The sequence below is a fragment of the Planctomycetota bacterium genome (assembly GCA_021414025.1).
In the GTDB taxonomy this organism is placed as follows: domain Bacteria; phylum Planctomycetota; class Phycisphaerae; order Phycisphaerales; family SM1A02; genus SYAC01.
The window spans coordinates 360,774-377,530 of record JAIOPG010000007.1 but is presented as its reverse complement, the minus strand read 5'-3'; the positions used below and the strand labels follow the sequence as shown (position 1 = coordinate 377,530).

Annotated in this window: 14 protein-coding genes and 1 tRNA gene; 3 read left to right on the top strand and 12 right to left on the bottom strand. The window is 64.5% G+C overall.

The window, feature by feature from the left end; translation table 11 throughout:
• Positions 1 to 25: 25 nt before the first annotated feature.
• The 6 genes from K8R92_10745 to K8R92_10720 are packed head-to-tail and all read right to left on the bottom strand — an operon-like array spanning position 26 to position 6,453.
• Positions 26 to 1,366 (bottom strand): tetratricopeptide repeat protein, encoded by a 1,341-nt coding sequence (locus K8R92_10745; protein MCE9620365.1) that lies wholly within the window; start codon positions 1,364 to 1,366, stop codon positions 26 to 28.
• Between the two features lie 32 nt (positions 1,367 to 1,398).
• Positions 1,399 to 2,442, bottom strand: coding sequence for a VWA domain-containing protein (locus K8R92_10740; protein ID MCE9620364.1), 1,044 nt, complete (start codon positions 2,440 to 2,442; stop codon positions 1,399 to 1,401).
• A 10-nt stretch (positions 2,443 to 2,452) separates the two neighbouring features.
• Positions 2,453 to 3,544 carry a VWA domain-containing protein gene (locus K8R92_10735; GenBank protein ID MCE9620363.1) on the bottom strand — a complete coding sequence of 364 codons (1,092 nt, stop codon included), beginning with the start codon at positions 3,542 to 3,544 and terminating at the stop codon, positions 2,453 to 2,455.
• On the bottom strand, positions 3,541 to 4,548 hold the full coding sequence (locus K8R92_10730) for a hypothetical protein (GenBank protein MCE9620362.1): 1,008 nt from the start codon (positions 4,546 to 4,548) through the stop codon (positions 3,541 to 3,543). The genes K8R92_10735 and K8R92_10730 overlap by 4 nt, the downstream gene beginning before the upstream one ends.
• Positions 4,545 to 5,426 carry a DUF58 domain-containing protein gene (locus tag K8R92_10725; GenBank protein ID MCE9620361.1) on the bottom strand — a complete coding sequence of 294 codons (882 nt, stop codon included), beginning with the start codon at positions 5,424 to 5,426 and terminating at the stop codon, positions 4,545 to 4,547. Before K8R92_10725 ends, K8R92_10730 begins: the two co-directional genes overlap by 4 nt.
• 25 nt (positions 5,427 to 5,451) lie before the next feature.
• Positions 5,452 to 6,453 (bottom strand): AAA family ATPase, encoded by a 1,002-nt coding sequence (locus tag K8R92_10720; GenBank protein ID MCE9620360.1) that lies wholly within the window; start codon positions 6,451 to 6,453, stop codon positions 5,452 to 5,454.
• 164 nt (positions 6,454 to 6,617) lie between these two features.
• Between K8R92_10720 and K8R92_10715 the strand changes: the two genes are divergently transcribed.
• Positions 6,618 to 7,514: an NAD(P)-dependent oxidoreductase gene (locus tag K8R92_10715; GenBank protein ID MCE9620359.1), complete on the top strand. Its 897-nt coding sequence runs from the start codon at positions 6,618 to 6,620 to the stop codon at positions 7,512 to 7,514.
• Positions 7,515 to 7,591: 77 nt separating this feature from the next.
• Positions 7,592 to 8,017: a hypothetical protein gene (locus tag K8R92_10710; GenBank protein ID MCE9620358.1), complete on the top strand. Its 426-nt coding sequence runs from the start codon at positions 7,592 to 7,594 to the stop codon at positions 8,015 to 8,017.
• A gap of 50 nt (positions 8,018 to 8,067) precedes the next feature.
• Here the strand turns inward: K8R92_10710 and K8R92_10705 are convergent, their stop codons facing one another.
• The 5 genes from K8R92_10705 to K8R92_10685 are packed head-to-tail and all read right to left on the bottom strand — an operon-like array spanning position 8,068 to position 12,512.
• Entirely contained in the window at positions 8,068 to 8,814 is a 747-nt protein-coding gene (locus K8R92_10705; protein ID MCE9620357.1) for a hypothetical protein, read from the bottom strand.
• A gap of 23 nt (positions 8,815 to 8,837) precedes the next feature.
• Positions 8,838 to 9,530, bottom strand: a complete 693-nt coding sequence (locus K8R92_10700) for an HAD hydrolase-like protein (protein ID MCE9620356.1) — start codon at positions 9,528 to 9,530, stop codon at positions 8,838 to 8,840.
• Positions 9,531 to 9,546: 16 nt separating this feature from the next.
• On the bottom strand, positions 9,547 to 10,743 hold the full coding sequence (sucC, locus tag K8R92_10695) for an ADP-forming succinate--CoA ligase subunit beta (protein ID MCE9620355.1): 1,197 nt from the start codon (positions 10,741 to 10,743) through the stop codon (positions 9,547 to 9,549).
• A gap of 30 nt (positions 10,744 to 10,773) precedes the next feature.
• The gene (locus tag K8R92_10690; GenBank protein ID MCE9620354.1) at positions 10,774 to 11,841 is read right to left on the bottom strand and encodes a TerC/Alx family metal homeostasis membrane protein; all 1,068 of its coding nucleotides are present in this window, start codon (positions 11,839 to 11,841) and stop codon (positions 10,774 to 10,776) included.
• Entirely contained in the window at positions 11,838 to 12,512 is a 675-nt protein-coding gene (locus K8R92_10685; protein ID MCE9620353.1) for a DedA family protein, read from the bottom strand. The genes K8R92_10690 and K8R92_10685 overlap by 4 nt, the downstream gene beginning before the upstream one ends.
• 160 nt (positions 12,513 to 12,672) lie before the next feature.
• On the opposite strand from K8R92_10685, the gene K8R92_10680 reads away from it, so the two are divergent.
• A tRNA-Ser gene (locus K8R92_10680) sits at positions 12,673 to 12,763 on the top strand.
• A gap of 16 nt (positions 12,764 to 12,779) precedes the next feature.
• Here the strand turns inward: K8R92_10680 and K8R92_10675 are convergent.
• Positions 12,780 to 16,667 carry a hypothetical protein gene (locus tag K8R92_10675; GenBank protein MCE9620352.1) on the bottom strand — a complete coding sequence of 1,296 codons (3,888 nt, stop codon included), beginning with the start codon at positions 16,665 to 16,667 and terminating at the stop codon, positions 12,780 to 12,782.
• Positions 16,668 to 16,757: the final 90 nt, after the last annotated feature.

Genomic DNA, 16,757 nt, shown 5'->3' with positions numbered 1-16,757 from the left:
GGGCCATGGGACGCATGTCGATCGACTACCAATCCTTTCCGGCGGGGGGCGTTTTCGTGCGGGTCACTTTAGCCTTTTTGTCGGCGTTGCGCTGCTTTTCCTTGTCCCGGACCAATTGCAGAAGCTGGGCGGTCTGCTGCGGAGCCATCTTGGAATCGGCGCCGGCCTGGGCTTCCTGTCCCGCCGGGGTTTGATCCTGCTTTTGCTCATCCGGCTTCTTTGGGTCGGGTTGCTGATCCTGCTTCTGCTGATCTTGCTTCTGTTGGTCCTGCGGTTGATTCTTCTGCTGGTCCTTTTGCTCTTGTTCCTTCTTCTGCTGCTCTTCTTCTTTCTTCTGATCGTCTTGCGGAGAGCTCTGATCCTTCTGATCCTGCTTCTGCTGGTCAGACTTTTGCGGGTCGGGCTTCTGTTGATTCTGCTGCTGTTGTTGATCCTTTGATTCGTCGGGCTGCGACTGTTGCTGCTGCGGCTTCTGCTGCTGATCTTTCTGCGGATCCTGCTTTTGATCCTGCTTCTGCTGGTCCTCCTTGGAATCGGAATTCTGCTGATCCTGCTGCTGCTCCTGATCCTTGTCCTGCTTCTGATCCTTCTTCTGGTCCTGCTTCTGCTGCTGTTGCTGCTTCTTCTGCTCCTCCTTGAGCTGCTTGAGCAGCTTCAGCGACGTCTCCGCGTTGACGGCACTGTCGTCATCCTGGGGATTCGCGGCGGAGGCGTCCTTGAAATGGGTGAAGGCCTTCTGGACGCTTTCGATTCCCTTTTGCAGGTCGGGCGGAGAAGCCGCATCTTTTCCGGCGGGCGCCGCAGGAGAAGTGGCCTTGGGCTGGGCGAGATTCTTCACCGCGTTGGCGTAGATGGAATTGCCCTCGTTGAACATTGACTTCGCGGCGAGATCGGCCGAGTGCGTCTGCGCCGCGTTCTTGAAGAGCTCTTCGGCTCCGGCATAGTCGCCCTGACGGAACTTGGCGATGCCGAGGTTGTAGGCGGCTTCCTTGGAATCCGGATTCAGCTTGAGCGATTCCTGGAATTGACTCGCGGCCTCCGCCCAATCCTGGTTGCGAAGCGCCGCCATGCCGCCTTTCACCGCGCGGCGATAGGCAGCGGCGTCAAACGTCCGGCCCGCAGCGTTCCACTCCCGCTCGGGAACTTCGGCGGGCTCGAGTGTGTTGGAGTTGGCGGGCATCGCGAGCTCCTTGGGCATGCGAACCTGTGGCTCAGTGCCTGGCGCCGATCCGACCGGAGCCGTTGGAGTCGGAGCAACTTTTGAAGGCGCACCCTGCGTGGAAGTTCCGGGCGCCGGCTTGGCGTTGGATTGGGGCGCCGCCGGGCCGGCCGCCGCGAGCGTGAGGCAGGCCGTTGTCAGCGCCATGATCGAAGCGTGCAATTGTTTGCCGCGGAGCATCATGATGGCGTCCCCCTTGATTGACCCTTGCCGCGCGTGTCGGTGACCAGACTCTCCACCAACAAGATCAGCAGCGCGGCGCCGGCGAACCATTGGAAGCGCGGCGTCTGGCGGCGGATCACCGTCTCCTCCTGCTCCACGCGCTCCAGATTGCCGATGCTGTCCTGGTAGACCTTCGCCATGTCCAACTGGGCGGTGCCCGCGGGAATGAAGGCGCCGCCGCCGGCCGCGGCGATCTCGCGCATCGTGGTCTCATCCATTTTCGTCCAGACTTCCTGACCATCGTGCATCTGCCAGCGGGTCGCCTTGCCGCTCTCCGCCACGGGGATGCGGGCGCCGTCGCGCGAATCGCCGATGCCCACGGTGAAGATGCGGATGCCGCTCTCCGTGAAGGCCTGCCGCGCCGCATCGACGGGCATGCTCTCCATGTCCTCGCCGTCACTGAGGATGATGATCGCCCTGGCCCCCTTGGACTCGGCCGGGAAACTGCGTGCCGCCAAACGGATCGCGTCGCCCAGCAGCGATCCTCCGCGAGTGACGCCCTTGGGCTCGAGCTCCGTCACCGCCTGACGGAAGGCCGCGTAATTGAGCGTGAGCGGAACCCGCAGCGAGGGGACGCCGGCGCAATCAATCAGAGCGACGCGGTCGCCGCCCAGCACCTCGCTCGCGTCGATGGCGAACTGCTTGGCCCGCTCGAGTCGGTTCGGCGTTGCGTCCGCCGCCAGCATGGAGCGGCTGACGTCGATGATGAATGCGACGTCGAGCCCGCGCTGCTGAATCTGCTCGACCTGCATGCCCCAGCGCGGATCCATCAGGGCCAGCGTGACCGCGACCATGCCCAGCACGCCCAGAGCCGCGCGGAACCAGCCGCGGGCCAGGTTCAGGTTCGGAATGAGCTGCTGCACCAGCGGCCACGACGCGATGCGCAGCAGCAGCGCGCGGCGCTTGCGCAGGCCGAGGAACGCCACGAGCACGACCACAGCGACCAGCCAGAGCCAGGCCAGCGCCCAGGGCTGTGCGAAGATGAAAGATCCGCTGTTCATGATGCGCTCCTCATGGCAGGGTCCTCAGCCGGGTGTGCGAGAGGAAGAGCTCGACGGCCAGCAGGAGCATGGCCAGCGTCAGCAGCGAGGGCCACGAAATGCCGCCCAGCCGGAAGCCCTCGACCGCGAGATCCTTGGCGAGGATGGTCCGCTTCTGCTCGGTGACGGTTTTTTCCAGCTCGTCGATGCGCTGGTAGATCTGTTCCAGGCTCTTGGTGTCGGTGGCGCGGAAATACTGTCCGCCCGTCGCGGTGGCCATCTTGGTGAGCAGCCCCTCGTCGATGCTCACCGGCTGCCTTGCCATCTGCGTTCCGAAGGGCGTCTGGACGGGCATCATCGCGATGCCGCGCGTGCCCATGCCGATGGTGTAGAGGCGGATGCCCAGCGACTTGCAGAGTTCGGCCGCGGTCATGGGTTCGATGTCGCCGGCGTTGTTCTCGCCGTCGGTCAGCAGCACCAGCACCTTGCTCTTGATGCGGGCGGCGCCATTGCGATTCTTGCCTTCGGTGGCGTCGCGCAGTTTTTCCGCGCCCAGCGCCACCGCGTCGCCGATCGCCGTGCCGTCGTCGCCGATCGCGGGATCCGCCGGCTTGATGTCCTTGAGTCCGGCGAGCAGCCACTCGTGGTCCATGGTGAGCGGGCTGATGCTGTCGGCGAATCGCGCGAAGGTGACCAGGCCCACCAGGTCGTCCTTGCGGCCGGGCAGGTTGGCGCCGCCGTCGACGAAGCGCTCGACGACATCCTTCAGCGCGTTGAGGCGGTCAATGGGCTTGCCATTGCGCGTGAAGTCCAGGGCCAGCATCGAGCTGGAGCGGTCGACCACCAGCTCGATGGCCACGCCGTCGGTCAGCGTGGAGGTCTGCTCGTTGATGCGCACCGGACGCGCGATGCAGAGCACCAGCAGCCCGAGCACCAGCGCCCGCAAGGCGCTGGGCAGCCAGCGCAACCGGGCCGCGTAACCCGCTCCCGCAGCCTTCGCCCGGGCGACGACACTGAAGGTCATCGCAGGCTGGCTGCGGCGCCGCCAGAGGCGCCAGAAGGCCGCCAGCGCCAGCGGCAGGAGCAGCAGCATCCACGCCTCGTTCAACTGGAAGTGGCTCATGTGCGGACCCCCTGCGCTGCGCTGCCGGAGATCGAGTCCGGGCTCGCTGTGCTCACCGGGGCGGGTGCGGATTCCTTGACGAATCCCCGCGCCGCGTCGAGGCCGCGATCGCATTCGCCGGGACCGGGCCGCTGCGCCGCGTACTTCACCAGATCGGCGGCGCGCAGGAACGAGGCGAGCAGGCGCTGATGATCTTCGCCGATATGCGGATGATGCCGGGCGACGGCGAGGAATTCCTTGGTGGTCTGCTCCGGCGCGCGGATGCCGAAGCGGCCCTCCACGTAGTGGCGCACCGCGTCCGAGAGCAGCACATAGAAGTCCAGCACCATGCCGCGCTGCGGCAGCTGCCGCGCGGCGAGCTCGTCCAATTCGCGCAGGGCTCGCTCATGCGGGGACTCGACCACGACCGGCGCGGCGGGCCTGTGGAACCACCATCGCCAGAACCCGATCGCGAAGATCGCCGCCAGCGCGAACGCGCCGGCGATCCAGGGCCACTGCGCCTCCAATGGAACATCGACCGCACCCTTGATGTCGCGGAAGGTGGTGGGATTGAACTCGCCGACCAGCCGCGACTGCACGGCGATGGGAAGCGCCGGACTCTTGAGAGGAGTCTCCTTGCCCTGGGCGTCGCGGATCGAAACTTCCAGGGGCGGCACTTCGAGCTCGCCGCTTTCGAAGGTGACCAGCGTCAGCTGCTCCGCGACCCGGTCGGGAAAGGCGGGATCCCGGGGCAGGGGATCGCTGGCGCGAACCTCGAATTCGCCGAGTTTCTTGGCATAGTTGGGCAGCGTCACGCTCTGGTCCGCGCCGCGATCCACCGCAATCACAACCTTCACCGGTTCGCCGGCGCGGATCTCGCTGTCCGGAGTGGAGACATGGATGGTCGCGCCCGCCGCGGTCGCCTCCACGCTTCGGGGCTTGGCCGCGGTCGACTCATCGCTTCCTCGGCATGCCGCCAGGGCGAGCGAAAGTGCCGTCAGGATCGCGGCGCCGCGAAGTCTCATCGGGACCTCCGCGATTCGCGCCGACGGAAAACTTCGGTGAGCGGCCGCACGAAGTCGCCGCCGGTCTCGACCTCGACCGGGTCCATCTTCAGACGGCGGAAGGTCTGCTGCAACTTGAGGCGCTCCTCCGCGGCCAGACTGGCGAAGCGCGCCCGCACGCCGCGGTCGGAGGTATCGATCAGGAAGCGCTCGCCGCTCTCGGGATCCTCCAACTCGATCAATCCCGCCTTGGGCAGGGTCTGCTCGCTGCGGTCGGAGACCACCACCGGGATGCAGTCGTGGCGCTGCCGCGCAATGGCCATCGAGCGCTCCCAGCCCGAATCCTGGAAGTCGCTGATGACGAAAAGCACGCTGCGCTTGCGCACGATTCCCAGCACCTCGTCCATGGCGCCGGCGATCCGCGTCCCCTTGCCCTTGGCCTCCAGGGCGAGCAGTTCACGCACGATCCGCAGCACGTGGCGCGTTCCCTTGCGCGGCGGGACGAAACGCTCGATGCGGTCGGTGAAGGCCATCAGGCCGACGGTGTCTCCATTGCGGATGGCGCTGAAGGCGATGGTGGCGGCGATCTCGGCGACCAGCTCGCGCTTGAGCGAACCCCGCGTGCCGAAGTCCTGGCTGGCGGAGAGGTCGACCGCCAGCATCACCAGCAGCTCGCGCTCCTCGCGGAAGATCTTGACGTGCGGGCTGCCCACCCGCGCGCTGACGTTCCAGTCGATCGAGCGGATGTCGTCGCCGACGATGTAGGGGCGCACCTTCTCGAACTCGATGCCGCGGCCGCGGAAGGCGGAGTGGTAGTTGCCCGAGAGGGCCTCGCTGGTGATGCGGCTGGTCCGAATCTGGATGCGGCGCACCTTGCGGATGAGTTCGGATGCGTTCATGGTTCGCCCCTCGCGGCCCGACGCCTCATGGAACCGGAACATGCTCAAGGAGCATCTTCACGATGTCGTCGCTGCTTTTCTCAAGCGCCTCGGCCTCGTAGCTCAGCCCGATGCGGTGGCGCAGCACGATCAGTGCCACATCCTTGACGTCCTGCGGCGTGACGTAGCCGCGGCCGTCCAGGAAAGCCTTGGCCCGGCTGGCGATGGTCAGCGCGATCGTGGCGCGGGGGCTGGCCCCATATTGAATGAGGTCCTTCACCGGAATCTTGAACTCCCCGGGGTCGCGCGTCGCCACCACCAGATTGACGATGTAGTCCTTGATCCGCTCGTCGATGAAAATGTTGTCCACGATCGAGCGCGCGTTGGCGATGTCCTCGGGGCGCAGCACGGGGCGGATCGCCAGCGCAACCGAAGTCTGGGCCATGCGATCCAGGATCTGCCGCTCCTCCTTGGGGCTGGGGTACTTCACCACCAGCTTCAGCATGAAGCGGTCGACCTGCGCCTCGGGCAGGCTGTAGGTGCCTTCCTGCTCGATGGGATTCTGCGTGGCCAGCACCAGGAAGGGATCGGCCATCGGGAAAGTCTCGCTGCCGATGGTGACCTGCCGCTCCTGCATCGCCTCGAGCAGCGCGCTCTGCACCTTGGCCGGCGCGCGGTTGATCTCGTCGGCCAGAATGATGTTGGAGAAGATCGGCCCCTTCTTCACCACGAAGTCGCCGGTGTTGGCCCTGTAGATCAACGTTCCGATCAAGTCGGCGGGCAAAAGGTCGGGCGTGAACTGGATGCGCTGGAAATCGGTCTGGATCGCCTTGGCCAGCGTGCTCACCGCGGTGGTCTTGGCCAGTCCCGGCACGCCCTCGATCAGAATGTGTCCGTTGCCCAGGAGGCCAAGCACCAGCCCCTCGAGCAGGTCGTGCTGTCCCACCACCACGCGCTGCATCTCGGCGACCAGCGCCTGAAAGGGTTTGGCGGCGATGGCGACCTGTCGTTCAAGTTCCTGAATGTCGGCATTGTTGGTTTGCGTCATGTGGGGTTCCTCGTTGTGATGTCCGCGGCCTACGGCGGGTCGTTTGATGGGGTTCGTCCCGTTCATTGTGACATTTCCTCCGCTTCCCGCGTCCTCCATGAGGACGACTACGGAAGAATTTTTCAGTCGTGTGACGGGCGCAATCGACGCTACATTTCGGGCTTATGACTGCATCAGCCGCGCCGATTGCCTGGATTGGAATGGGAATTATGGGGGCTTCGATGGCGGGGCACCTGCTGGAAGCGGGACATCCCGTGACAGTCCACACCCGCACGAAATCCCGCGCCGAGGGGCTGCTGGCCCGTGGGGCGAAGTGGGCGGACTCGAGCCGGGAGGCCGCGGAGCACGGCGAATTCGTCTTTGCCATGGTCGGCATGCCCTCCGAAGTGGAGGAAGTTTTCCTGGGTGACCAAGGGGTGCTCGGCGCGAAGTCGCCTCCGCGGATCGCGGTCAACATGGCCACCAGTTCGCCGATGCTCGACAAGAAAATCGCCGCGGTCGCCAAGAGCAGGGGCGTCAGCTACCTCGATGCGCCGGTCTCGGGCGGAGACCTTGGCGCCCGCAACGGCACCCTGTCGATCATGGTCGGCGGCGAGGCATGGGCGCTCTCCGAGGTGATGGCCTGCTTCGAGCGCATGGGCAAGACCATCGTGCATCATGGCGAGGTGGGCAGCGGCCAACTCTGCAAGGTGGTCAACCAGCTGCTGGTCGGCGCCAACATGGTCGCTGCCGCCGAGGCATTGACCCTGAGCCGGGAGACCGGGCTGGATTCCTGGAAAATGCTCGAGAGCGTCGGTGGGGGAGCCGCGAGCTCCTGGACCCTCACGAATCTGGTGCCGCGCATGCTCCGGGACGACTGGGACTCCGGATTTTCCCTGGCCTATCTGGCCAAGGACCTGAAAATTGCCGTGGAAACCTGCAAGGAACTGGGGCTGACGTTGCCGGGACTGGTGCTCTCGGAGCGGCTTTACAGCCGGCTGAACGAGCTTGGCCATGGCGCCCACGGCACCCAGGCCCTTCTGAAGCTGTGGAAGGAGGCCGAGGCCTCGATTCCCCAATGATTCGGAGCACTTGGCGAAACCGGTGATTTTGGCTACATTTTGCGGCTCGCCGCATTCCGCGGCATTCAGGAGACACCATGGCCGCCCCTCACGCATCAACCAAAACCGGAACCACCGCAGCGAAGAAAACCGCAACCACCGCAGCGAAGAAAACCGGATCCGCCGCCTCGACCAAGACTGCAGCGCCGCTTTCCATCAAGCCAGGTGCCAAGGTGACTTTCAAGGTGATCAAGATCCCCGCCTCCGAGAGCTCGCGCAAGACCATCTTCCGCCTCATGCGGATGGAGGATCGGGTGCAGAAGGCCCTGACCAAGCTCGCCAAGAAGCGCGCCAAGACCGACAACCGACATCAGCAGCGCGGCGGCCGCACCTGGATCGCCCGCAAGACGGCGAGCCGCGTGGTGGTGGTCAAGAAGGGCGCCTCCTTCACGATTTCGTACAGCAATCAACTGGCTCCGGACATCCGCAGCGTGCAGAAGTACCTCGAGCAGACCTCGAAGTAATTCTCAAAATTCAGATATGCATCAGGCGCGCCGCAGGGCGCGCTTGTTTTTTACCGGCTCAGGATGGCATTGCGGATCGGCACCAGCACGCTTGGAATCACGCGCTCCTCGGCCAGGCGCTCGGCGTGGCCGGCAAGCGCCGCCATGGCTGCGGGCAGGTCCTCCAGCCGGGCGATCGGCGCGGTGCGGCGCACCGTCAGAAAAACGCTGATCGGCTCGCTGGGAAAACGCAGCGGCGTCACGTCGAGTCCCTTGGTGCGGCTCTTGATCTCCACGAAGGCCTGCACGCCCTCCTCCTGGTCCAGCGACAGGCCGATGAAGGGCTGGATGTCCGTCGGCTCGTCGCGTCCCTTCTCGATGAGTCCGCCCAGCGGGCTCTCCGTCAGCAGGGCGTCGAAGATGATCGCGTCGCGGTTGCCCTCGGCCTCGAAGTCGAAGCCGAAGACCAGCTCCAGGTGGTCGATGTCCAGCGGCCGGATCGAGAGGAACCAGGGGGCCGTCTCCAGCACCAGTCGATGCAGCCGATAGGCCTCGCCCAGGTCCGCGGGATTCACCGAGCCGCTGCGCAGGCTGGTCTGGCGCAGGGCCACCCAGGAATAGTTGCGCTGCTCGTCCTCGGCGCTCTCCAGGGAAATCTCGTGCTCGTAGCGGCGCAGATCCTGCAGCGCGGGCATGCTGGCCTTGAGCCGGTCGAAGAGTTCGAGCACGGACTCGCGACCCCAGGGCAGGTCCATCTTCAGGGTCAATTTCTGATTGACGTAAAAGTCGCGGCAGACGTTGTGGAACGAATCCGTCATGGGCACGGCAGTGTATGAAAGCCCTAACGCCGGTGCTTCAGCAGCCACTGCACCACCGGCTCGACGGGGCTGAGCGAGGCGACGACGTGATCGGCCTTGCAGGCCTGCAGCTCGGCCACCGAAAACTGTCCGGTGGCGACCGCCAGGCAGAGGCAGCCGTTGTGATGGGCGCAGTCGACATCGTGCGGCGTGTCGCCGATGATGATGACGCGCTCGCGTTCGATGTCGCGGCCGTGCTTCTCGCGGTAGCGCCGCAGCGCGACCGGCGGCAGTTCGCGGCGCGTCTCGCCCTCGCCGGCGAAGGCGTTCACGGTGAAGAGGTCGGGGCTCAGTCCGGCGTACTCCACCTTGAGCCGGCCGGTCGCGGGATAGTTGCCCGTGAGCAGACCCAGCTCCACATTGGGCTCGCGCGAAAGGCGCTCGACGATCTCGGCCACGCCTTCCAGGGCCAGCACCGTGTTGTTCTCCTTCAGGCGGCCGGCCAGCTTGCGGCGGTAGGTCTCGCGGAAGAGATCGTGCGAGGCGGCGTCGCCGGCGATCTCGTGGCGGCCCACCATGTCGCGCCAGATCAGCGTGTCCAGGCGGCCGGCGATCTCAACCCCCTCGAAGGAGAAGGTCTTCTCGCGGTGCAGCTCGTTGAAGGCATCGAGCATGGCGTGGATGCCGACATGCTCGCTCTTGAGCAATGTGCCGTCGATGTCGAAGAGAACAAGCACGGGCGGCTCCTGCGGCTTACTTGGTCGCCGCCACGATCTTGCGGGCGGCGTCGGTCAGGTCGGTGGCGGCCTGCATGGTCGGGATCTCCGACTTCGCCGCCACGAGCAGCTTCCGCGCCTCGACCACGTTGGTGCCTTCCAGTCGCACCACCAGCGGCACCTTGAAGCCCACGGTCTTGGCCGCCGCGATGATCGCCCGGGCGATGCGGTCGCACTGCATGATGCCGCCGAAAATGTTCACCAGGATGCCCTTGACCCGCGGATCGGAGACGATGATGCGGAAGGCCTCGGTGACGGCCTCCTCGCTGGCGCTGCCGCCGACGTCGAGGAAGTTGGCGGGCTCGCCGCCGTGCAGCTTGATCAGGTCCATCGTGCTCATCGCCAGGCCGGCGCCGTTGACCAGGCAGCCGATGGAGCCTTCGAGAGCGACATAGCTGAGGCCGATTTCGTTGGCCTTGATCTCGGCGGGATTCTCCTCCTGCGCGTCGAAGAGCGCCGCGATGGCGTCGTGGCGGAAGAGCGCGTTGTCGTCGAAGGTGAACTTGGCGTCGATGGCCATCACGCGGCCGTCGGGATTTTTCGCGTCGGGCAGTGTGAGCACCAGCGGATTGATCTCCGCCATCGTGGCGTCCTTCTGCAGGAAGACTGCGGCCAGTCGCAGCAGGGCGTCGGCGGCCTGGTTCACCGCCTTGCCGGTGAAGCCCAGACGGAAGGCCATCTTTCGCGCCATGTAGGGATGCAGCCCTGCGTGGGGATCAAGCGGCTGCTTCAGGATCGCCTCGGGCCGCGTTGCGGCGACGTGCTCGATCTCCACGCCACCCTCGGCGCTGGCGATGAGCATGTTGCGGCGGCTGGCCCGGTCGGTCAGCACCGCCACATAGAACTCCTTCTTGATGTCCACGCCGGCGGCCACCAGCAGGCGGCGCACTTCCAGGCCCTCGGGCGGAGTCTGCGGGCTCTTCATCCGGTGGCTCAGCATGAACGACGCGGCGGTCTTGACCTCCTCGGCGCTCTTGCAGACCTTGACGAAACCCGCCTTGCCGCGGCCGCCCGCGTGCACCTGCGCCTTCACCACGGCGATGGAGTTGCCCGCGGAAAAAATCTTCTTTCCCGCCTCGACGGCCTCCTCCACGCTGGTCGCGACGCCACCGCCGGGAACCTGCACGCCCGCATGAGCCAGCAACTCCCGGGCTTGAAATTCATGGACGCGCATGGATCCGAGTGTAACGAGGCAAAGCGCGGGCTAGAGCGGCGGCGCGGCGTCCTTGATTTTCGGCGGAAAGGCGAGGCTGCCGACCGCGCCAAGGACAATGATTCCAAGCACGATCGCCAGGCTCCAGTGGATGGCCAGGAGCGAGGTGGCGAACCACCACGACCAGACCATCTTCAGGCCGACGAACGCAAGCACCAATCCCAAGGCGGGTTTCAAGAGATGGAAGCGATCGACCGCGTTGGCCAGCAGGAAATACATGGCCCGGAGCCCGAGGATGGCCGCGATGTTCGAAGTAATGGCGATGATCGGCTCCTTGGTGATGGCCAGCACCGCCGGCACGCTGTCCACCGCAAAGATGATGTCGGTGATGTCGATGACCACCAGCGCCGCGAAGAGCGGCGTGGCGACCCAGCGGCGGTTTCTTCGGATGAAAAACAAGGATCCATGAAACTCGTTGGTCAGCGGCATCATCCGGCGCAGCAATTTGTACCCGACGCTTTTCGATGGATCGGTGTGGTCTTCCTGTGAAGACTTCACGATCAACTTCACGCCGGTGAGCATCAGGAAGGCACCCAAGATGGATGCCAGCCATTCGAAGCGATGGATCAGTTCGATGCCGGCGGTGATGAACAAAATGCGCAGGGCGACCGCCCCGAGAATGCCCCAGAAAAGGACGCGGTATTGCAGCCCGGCCGGGACGGTGAAGTGGCGGAAGATGATGACGAAGACGAAAAGATTGTCGACGCTCAGCGAGAGTTCGATGATGTAGCTGGCCAGCCACTGCAGTCCGATTTGATTGGCTGCGCCGGCGGCGGAATAGGATCCGTCTTTGGCGGCGTACTCGCTGCCGGCCAGCACCGAGGGGTCGGCTGCGAGCCATCCCTTGCAGAGCCACCAGAAAAACACATTGAACAGCAGCGCGAGGACGGTCCAGCCAATCACGCTTTTGAGCGCGGACTTCCAGTGGATCACCTTGGTCGAGCGGTGAAGAATTCCCAAGTCGAGCGTCAGCAGCGCGGCGATGCCCAGGAAAAACAAGGACATGAAACCCGAATAGTTCGCGATCGGAAAGACATGTTCGTGGTTCGCCAGAATCATGTTTTGCGCACCGCCTTCGTGCGCCGGATCTTCCACCACTCCAGCGCGATCGGCAGCAGGCTGATCAGGATGATCGTCAGCACCACTTTGCTGAAGTTGGCCTTGATGAAAGGGAGATTGCCGAAGCCCCACCCGGCGAAGACGAAGAGCCCGATCCAAAGCACGCTGCCCAGCACGCTCATGGCCAGGAAGCGCCGGTAGTTCATGCTGCCCACGCCGGCGACGAAGGGAGTGCAGGTGCGGATGATCGGCGCGAAGCGGGCCAGAATGATGGCCTTGCCGCCGTGACGGCGGAAAAATTCCCGGGTCCGCTCCAGGTTCTTCGGATTGAGGAAGCGGATCTTCCGATCGAAGGCCGCGGGACCGACGAGGCGGCCAACCCCGTAGTTGACCGAGTCGCCCAGAACGGCCGCGCAAAACAGGACCAGCGCCATCCAGCCCGCCTGCACGGGGGAGTGCTCAACGGCGCAGACGGCTCCGGCGGCAAAGAGCAGCGAGTCGCCGGGAAGGAATGGCATCACCACCAGCCCGGTCTCGCAGAAGATGATGAGGAAGAGGATCAGGTAGGTCCAGACGCCGAAATCCCGGACCAGATCGGTCAGGAAAACATCGAGTTGTGTGAAGAGCCGCGGAAACTCCCTCAGGATCCAGTCCCAGGTACTTTCATGCATCGCCGCGTCCGCCAGGCAGAGAACCAGTTGGGAGGTCATTGGCGTGGAAGCCTATCGCATTTGCCCGCGGGCCAAGCGGAGCGAGCCACTTGGGCCCATTGGAAACTCGGTCCGCAGGTGTGGAACCTCGCTACACTGCTGCCTCACGATTGAGTGCCTTGGACAGATGGCCGAGTGGCTGAAGGCGCTGGTTTGCTAAACCGGTGTACAGGGTAATTCTTGTACCGCGGGTTCGAATCCCGCTCTGTCCTTTCGAGTTCGCGCCGGTCAGGGGAAGATGATCGGTGGATTCATCTGAATGAACAGCTGATCCCAGAAGGCCTTGTAGGGGCCGACCACGCCGAAGCCGAAGGTGAGGAAGCGGGCGTAGACGACGCGCTCCGCGCCCTGGGTCACAATGAAATCCTGCGCGTTGTAGCCGGTGGCCGAAAGAGCTCCGGAGACGTTGGGCGCTCCCTGCGCCGGCACGGCTCCGTTGAGGAATCCGAAGTTGAGATAGACCCAGCGATTCGCCTGGCGGTTGTAGGCGTAGACAATGCCGAGCGCCTGGCTCGCACCGCCGCCGGTCACCATGCCGTAGCCCTGGAAGAGGACATCGTTGACCAGGTCGTTCGAGGCGACCTGCAGCACGGAGCGCACCTGGACGTCGGTGGCCAGTCCCATGGAGACATACTGGACCGGCGGTCCGTAGCCCGACCCGCGCGAGCCGCGGCCCTTTTGCTGGGCCTGGATCTGCAGGAATTTGTTGTTGAGCGTTCCCACCGAGAACTTGTTGCCGATGACGTTGGTTCCGGTGATCACCTCGATGGCGTAGGGCGTTCCGCCCGGATAGGACTCGTTGGCGAGCACCAGGGAGAGGCAGGTCTGCGCCTTGGGGAAGCCGCCCACATTGTGGTTGGTGCCCTGTCCGGCCGGCAGGATGTCGCCATTGGCGACAACTGCAGGGATGTCGACGATTGTCGAAGGCAGGTCTTGTCCCTGCGGGTAAAGGCACTGCGTGTTCACGCTTCCAAGGAATCCGCCGGTGGGATTGCCCTGGCTGTCGGTGGCGACGTTGTTGAGGATGTTACGGATGCGCGGCGTGCCGATGCTGCCGCCGAAGGCCTCTTCGGAGAATCCGTTCAACGCGCCGATCAGGCCCGCGATCATGGCGCAGGCGCCGCTGGTCGCGCCAAAGTTCGCCTGATAGGTCTGCAGGCGGGTGCCGTCGTTGAAAAGTGTGCCCGCACCCAGGGTGCAGATGCCCACGCCCCATCCGGCGCAGTCGACGCCGCCGTTGCCGATGTTCTCCGACCAATTGCTCGAGCGGTATCGGCAGTAGCCATTGCCGGGATAGGGGACGGAGTTGGGGGTGAGAAGGTTGTTGTTGGCGCCGTAGGGAACCGGTGTCTGCAGACCCGGCCAGCAGGAACCGACCGTGATCGCGATCGGTGGGGTGGTGGGGGTCTGCACGGAGAAGCCGCCATTGCCGGCCGGAATCACGATGGTGGTGCCAAGCCCGTCGACGACGCCGAAGAGCTGGCTGATGAAGGTATCGCTGGCGAGAGTGAAACCCGCGCCGTACTCAAGCGGAATGCAGAGCACATCGCCGTCCACCAGGGTCTCGCCTGCAGAGACCATCGCGGTCGCCACGCGGCCGCCCTGGGCCAGGGTGACGGCAGGGAAGAAGATCGCCTGCGAGAGCGGCAGCAGTCCGGTGATGCCAAAGCCGTTGTCGGCCGCGACCAGAATTCCAAGAATGGCGGTGCCGTGGTCGGGATCGATGAGCGAGGAGGTTCCCGCTGCGGGCACAACGATGGTCTGGCCGGGTTCAACGGTGACCTGGCCAAGCAGATCCACATGGTCGACGATCGCCGAGTAGTCGATCACTCCGACTTGAGTCAGGTTGCCCAGCACGCTGGTGCCGCCGAAGCCAATGCCGGTGGAGAAGTCCACCATGCCCTGGACATCGATGCCGCCGCCGGAGAATCCGCTGTTGATGAAGGCGTAGGTCTCGTCCAGTCCCAGCGGAATCGACGCGGCGTTGGATTGCGCGGTGATCGCCGAAAGCGGCACGATGCCCGGAGTGGCGGTGGTTAGCGAGGCGGTCGCGATCGCTTGGATCTGTCCGACATATTCCGACGTGGTGACCACGTTGGGAAGCCTGGTGCGGAAGAGTCCTAGGTTGCGGGCCCGGAAGAAGACCGGACCGGCACCGACGGGGACCGCATCGAAGCTCGGAACGCCCGGAGCCGGTGGCGGAGGTGCCCAGGCCAGGGTGTTGATCGCTCCTGATTGGCACAGCGCTGGATTGGTGTTTGCCGTCGCCACGCAGGAGGCATCCCAGCCAAAGGCGCAGCAGGAGGGATCGTTCACGCAGACGAAGACGCAGCATGGAGTGGTGTAGCAGCCGGGAATCGAGTCGGCGACCGTGAAGCAGTCGTGCGAGAAGGTGAAGGGCGCCGATTTGAAGGCATTGTCGTATTCGGCAAGTGCAGCGTTGGCTGAGTCACCAGGATTCAGCGGATTGATGACGCCGCCTTCCATGAACTGGGTGGCGGTTGCAGCCGAGATCGCGTCGCAGGATGGCGTGGGATAGGCCACGGCCGGCGCGCCCACCGTCAGGAAGGGGTAGGGGAAGAGCGACGCCGCACCGGAAAAGCCCCAGGGTCGGATGCCGTCGCCCGTGCCGATGTCGGTGTACTTCAGGATGCCGGCGGTGCCGACGAATCCCGGGGCCGCAGGGCCGCGGAGCGTGAAGCAAGCGTCGTAGCTCACGGAGTCGTCGAAGGCATAGGTGGAACTTGAGGGCGGCAGGGCGGGATTGGTGACAAAGCAGAACATGCTCGCCAGATCGGTCTGCTGCATGCCGGGGCCCACGGTGATGCCGTTGTACGGGGTGGAGGCATTGAGCTGCGGGCAGTAGATGTTGGCCAGCGTTGCGCAAGTGGCGTCCCAGCCGTTGGCCTGGGTCTGATCGGCGCAGAGCGTGAATCCAAGCGTGGTCGTGAGATAGGTCGCGCAGGCGTTGTCACGGCAGCCGTACTGACAGTCCGAGGTCGAGGTGAATCCGGTGGGCGGATTCACGCAGCGACCCGCGGTGCCGCTGCCCAGGTTGCAGTTGGGCGTGCAGTCCCAGGTGAGCGGAGTGGAAGCCGCAGGCGTGTACGAGGTGCAAGCCGGATCGGAAAGGATCACCGGGTTGTAGCCTGCCCATCGCGAAGGACGGTTGCAGGAGATGGCGCCAGCACCGCCGGAGGCGCTGAAGGCGATGAAACTCAAAGCGACGGGTGGGAAAACGGTGGCGTCGCCGAAGACGAAGATCGGTCCGGGAGGAGTGCAGGCGATGGTGGCGCCTCCGGAATCGGTGATGGTCTGGCAATTGATGCCGATGTCCGCGCCTTCGCTGGAGATTCCCTTTTGCAGGCTCAGATCCTTGTCGGGGCAGCCGCTCTGCGCGGGAATGGGCAGGTAATCGACCTGGGCGAATTCAACGCAGTCGAGGTCATTGAAGGCTTCGGCGGCCGCAGTCAGCGCCGAGGGATCGACGGTAAGGAAGATGTATCCCGCCAGATCAGGCTGCTTGGTGCCGGTGCGTGCGGCGGCGCGCTGCTCCAGCGCGCTGAGCTGCGCGGTGGTCTTGTGGATGGCCTGCTCGACTTTTCCACCGAATCGATCGACGAGCGCGAGAGCCTCGGAGATCTGAGTTTCCTGGCCGATGACACCATTTGGTTTCTTTGGCGCGCGCATCGAAGCTGTGGTGAGCTTGCCGCCGGCGGAATTGGGATTGCATCGGACCTTGAGCTCATCGAGGAACTTGACCACGATGCGGCCGGAGCGGATGCCGCGGTTGGGTCCGCCCTGTGAAAGAACCGCATCCATGGAATTCGGCCCGGTGGTCCGGCTCTTGTCGGCCAGCACGCGCGGCTTCAGGTCGGAGTCGGTTTCCGTCGAGGATTGATCTGAGGTCGTTCCGATCGAAGGACGCTTCGAAGCCTGGTCGGCGGGGCTCACCAGGTCGATGCCCTTGCTGGAACTCGTTGTTGAACTTGTAGTCGGGCTCTTCGACACGGTCGTCGTCGAGGCCGACGCGCCGATGCCCGAGGCTTGCTGCGATGAGACTGCGAAGAGAACGACCAGCACGAAGACGGCGAATGAACTTGACAGACGGAACATTTTAAGAGGGTCTCCGAGAGGGTCTACAACATCTTGCGGTCAAAACAACGCGGGCACACCGATCAACGGTCAATGATCCGTCCGAGATTA

Coding starts and splice junctions, on each gene's coding strand:
- K8R92_10745 (MCE9620365.1), bottom strand. CDS start 1,366: ATGGCGCTGACAACGGCCTGCCTCACGCTCGCGGCGGCCGGCCCGGCG.
- K8R92_10740 (MCE9620364.1), bottom strand. CDS start 2,442: ATGAACAGCGGATCTTTCATCTTCGCACAGCCCTGGGCGCTGGCCTGG.
- K8R92_10735 (MCE9620363.1), bottom strand. CDS start 3,544: ATGAGCCACTTCCAGTTGAACGAGGCGTGGATGCTGCTGCTCCTGCCG.
- K8R92_10730 (MCE9620362.1), bottom strand. CDS start 4,548: ATGAGACTTCGCGGCGCCGCGATCCTGACGGCACTTTCGCTCGCCCTG.
- K8R92_10725 (MCE9620361.1), bottom strand. CDS start 5,426: ATGAACGCATCCGAACTCATCCGCAAGGTGCGCCGCATCCAGATTCGG.
- K8R92_10720 (MCE9620360.1), bottom strand. CDS start 6,453: ATGACGCAAACCAACAATGCCGACATTCAGGAACTTGAACGACAGGTC.
- K8R92_10715 (MCE9620359.1), top strand. CDS start 6,618: ATGACTGCATCAGCCGCGCCGATTGCCTGGATTGGAATGGGAATTATG.
- K8R92_10710 (MCE9620358.1), top strand. CDS start 7,592: ATGGCCGCCCCTCACGCATCAACCAAAACCGGAACCACCGCAGCGAAG.
- K8R92_10705 (MCE9620357.1), bottom strand. CDS start 8,814: ATGACGGATTCGTTCCACAACGTCTGCCGCGACTTTTACGTCAATCAG.
- sucC (MCE9620355.1), bottom strand. CDS start 10,743: ATGCGCGTCCATGAATTTCAAGCCCGGGAGTTGCTGGCTCATGCGGGC.
- K8R92_10690 (MCE9620354.1), bottom strand. CDS start 11,841: ATGATTCTGGCGAACCACGAACATGTCTTTCCGATCGCGAACTATTCG.
- K8R92_10685 (MCE9620353.1), bottom strand. CDS start 12,512: ATGCATGAAAGTACCTGGGACTGGATCCTGAGGGAGTTTCCGCGGCTC.
- K8R92_10675 (MCE9620352.1), bottom strand. CDS start 16,667: ATGTTCCGTCTGTCAAGTTCATTCGCCGTCTTCGTGCTGGTCGTTCTC.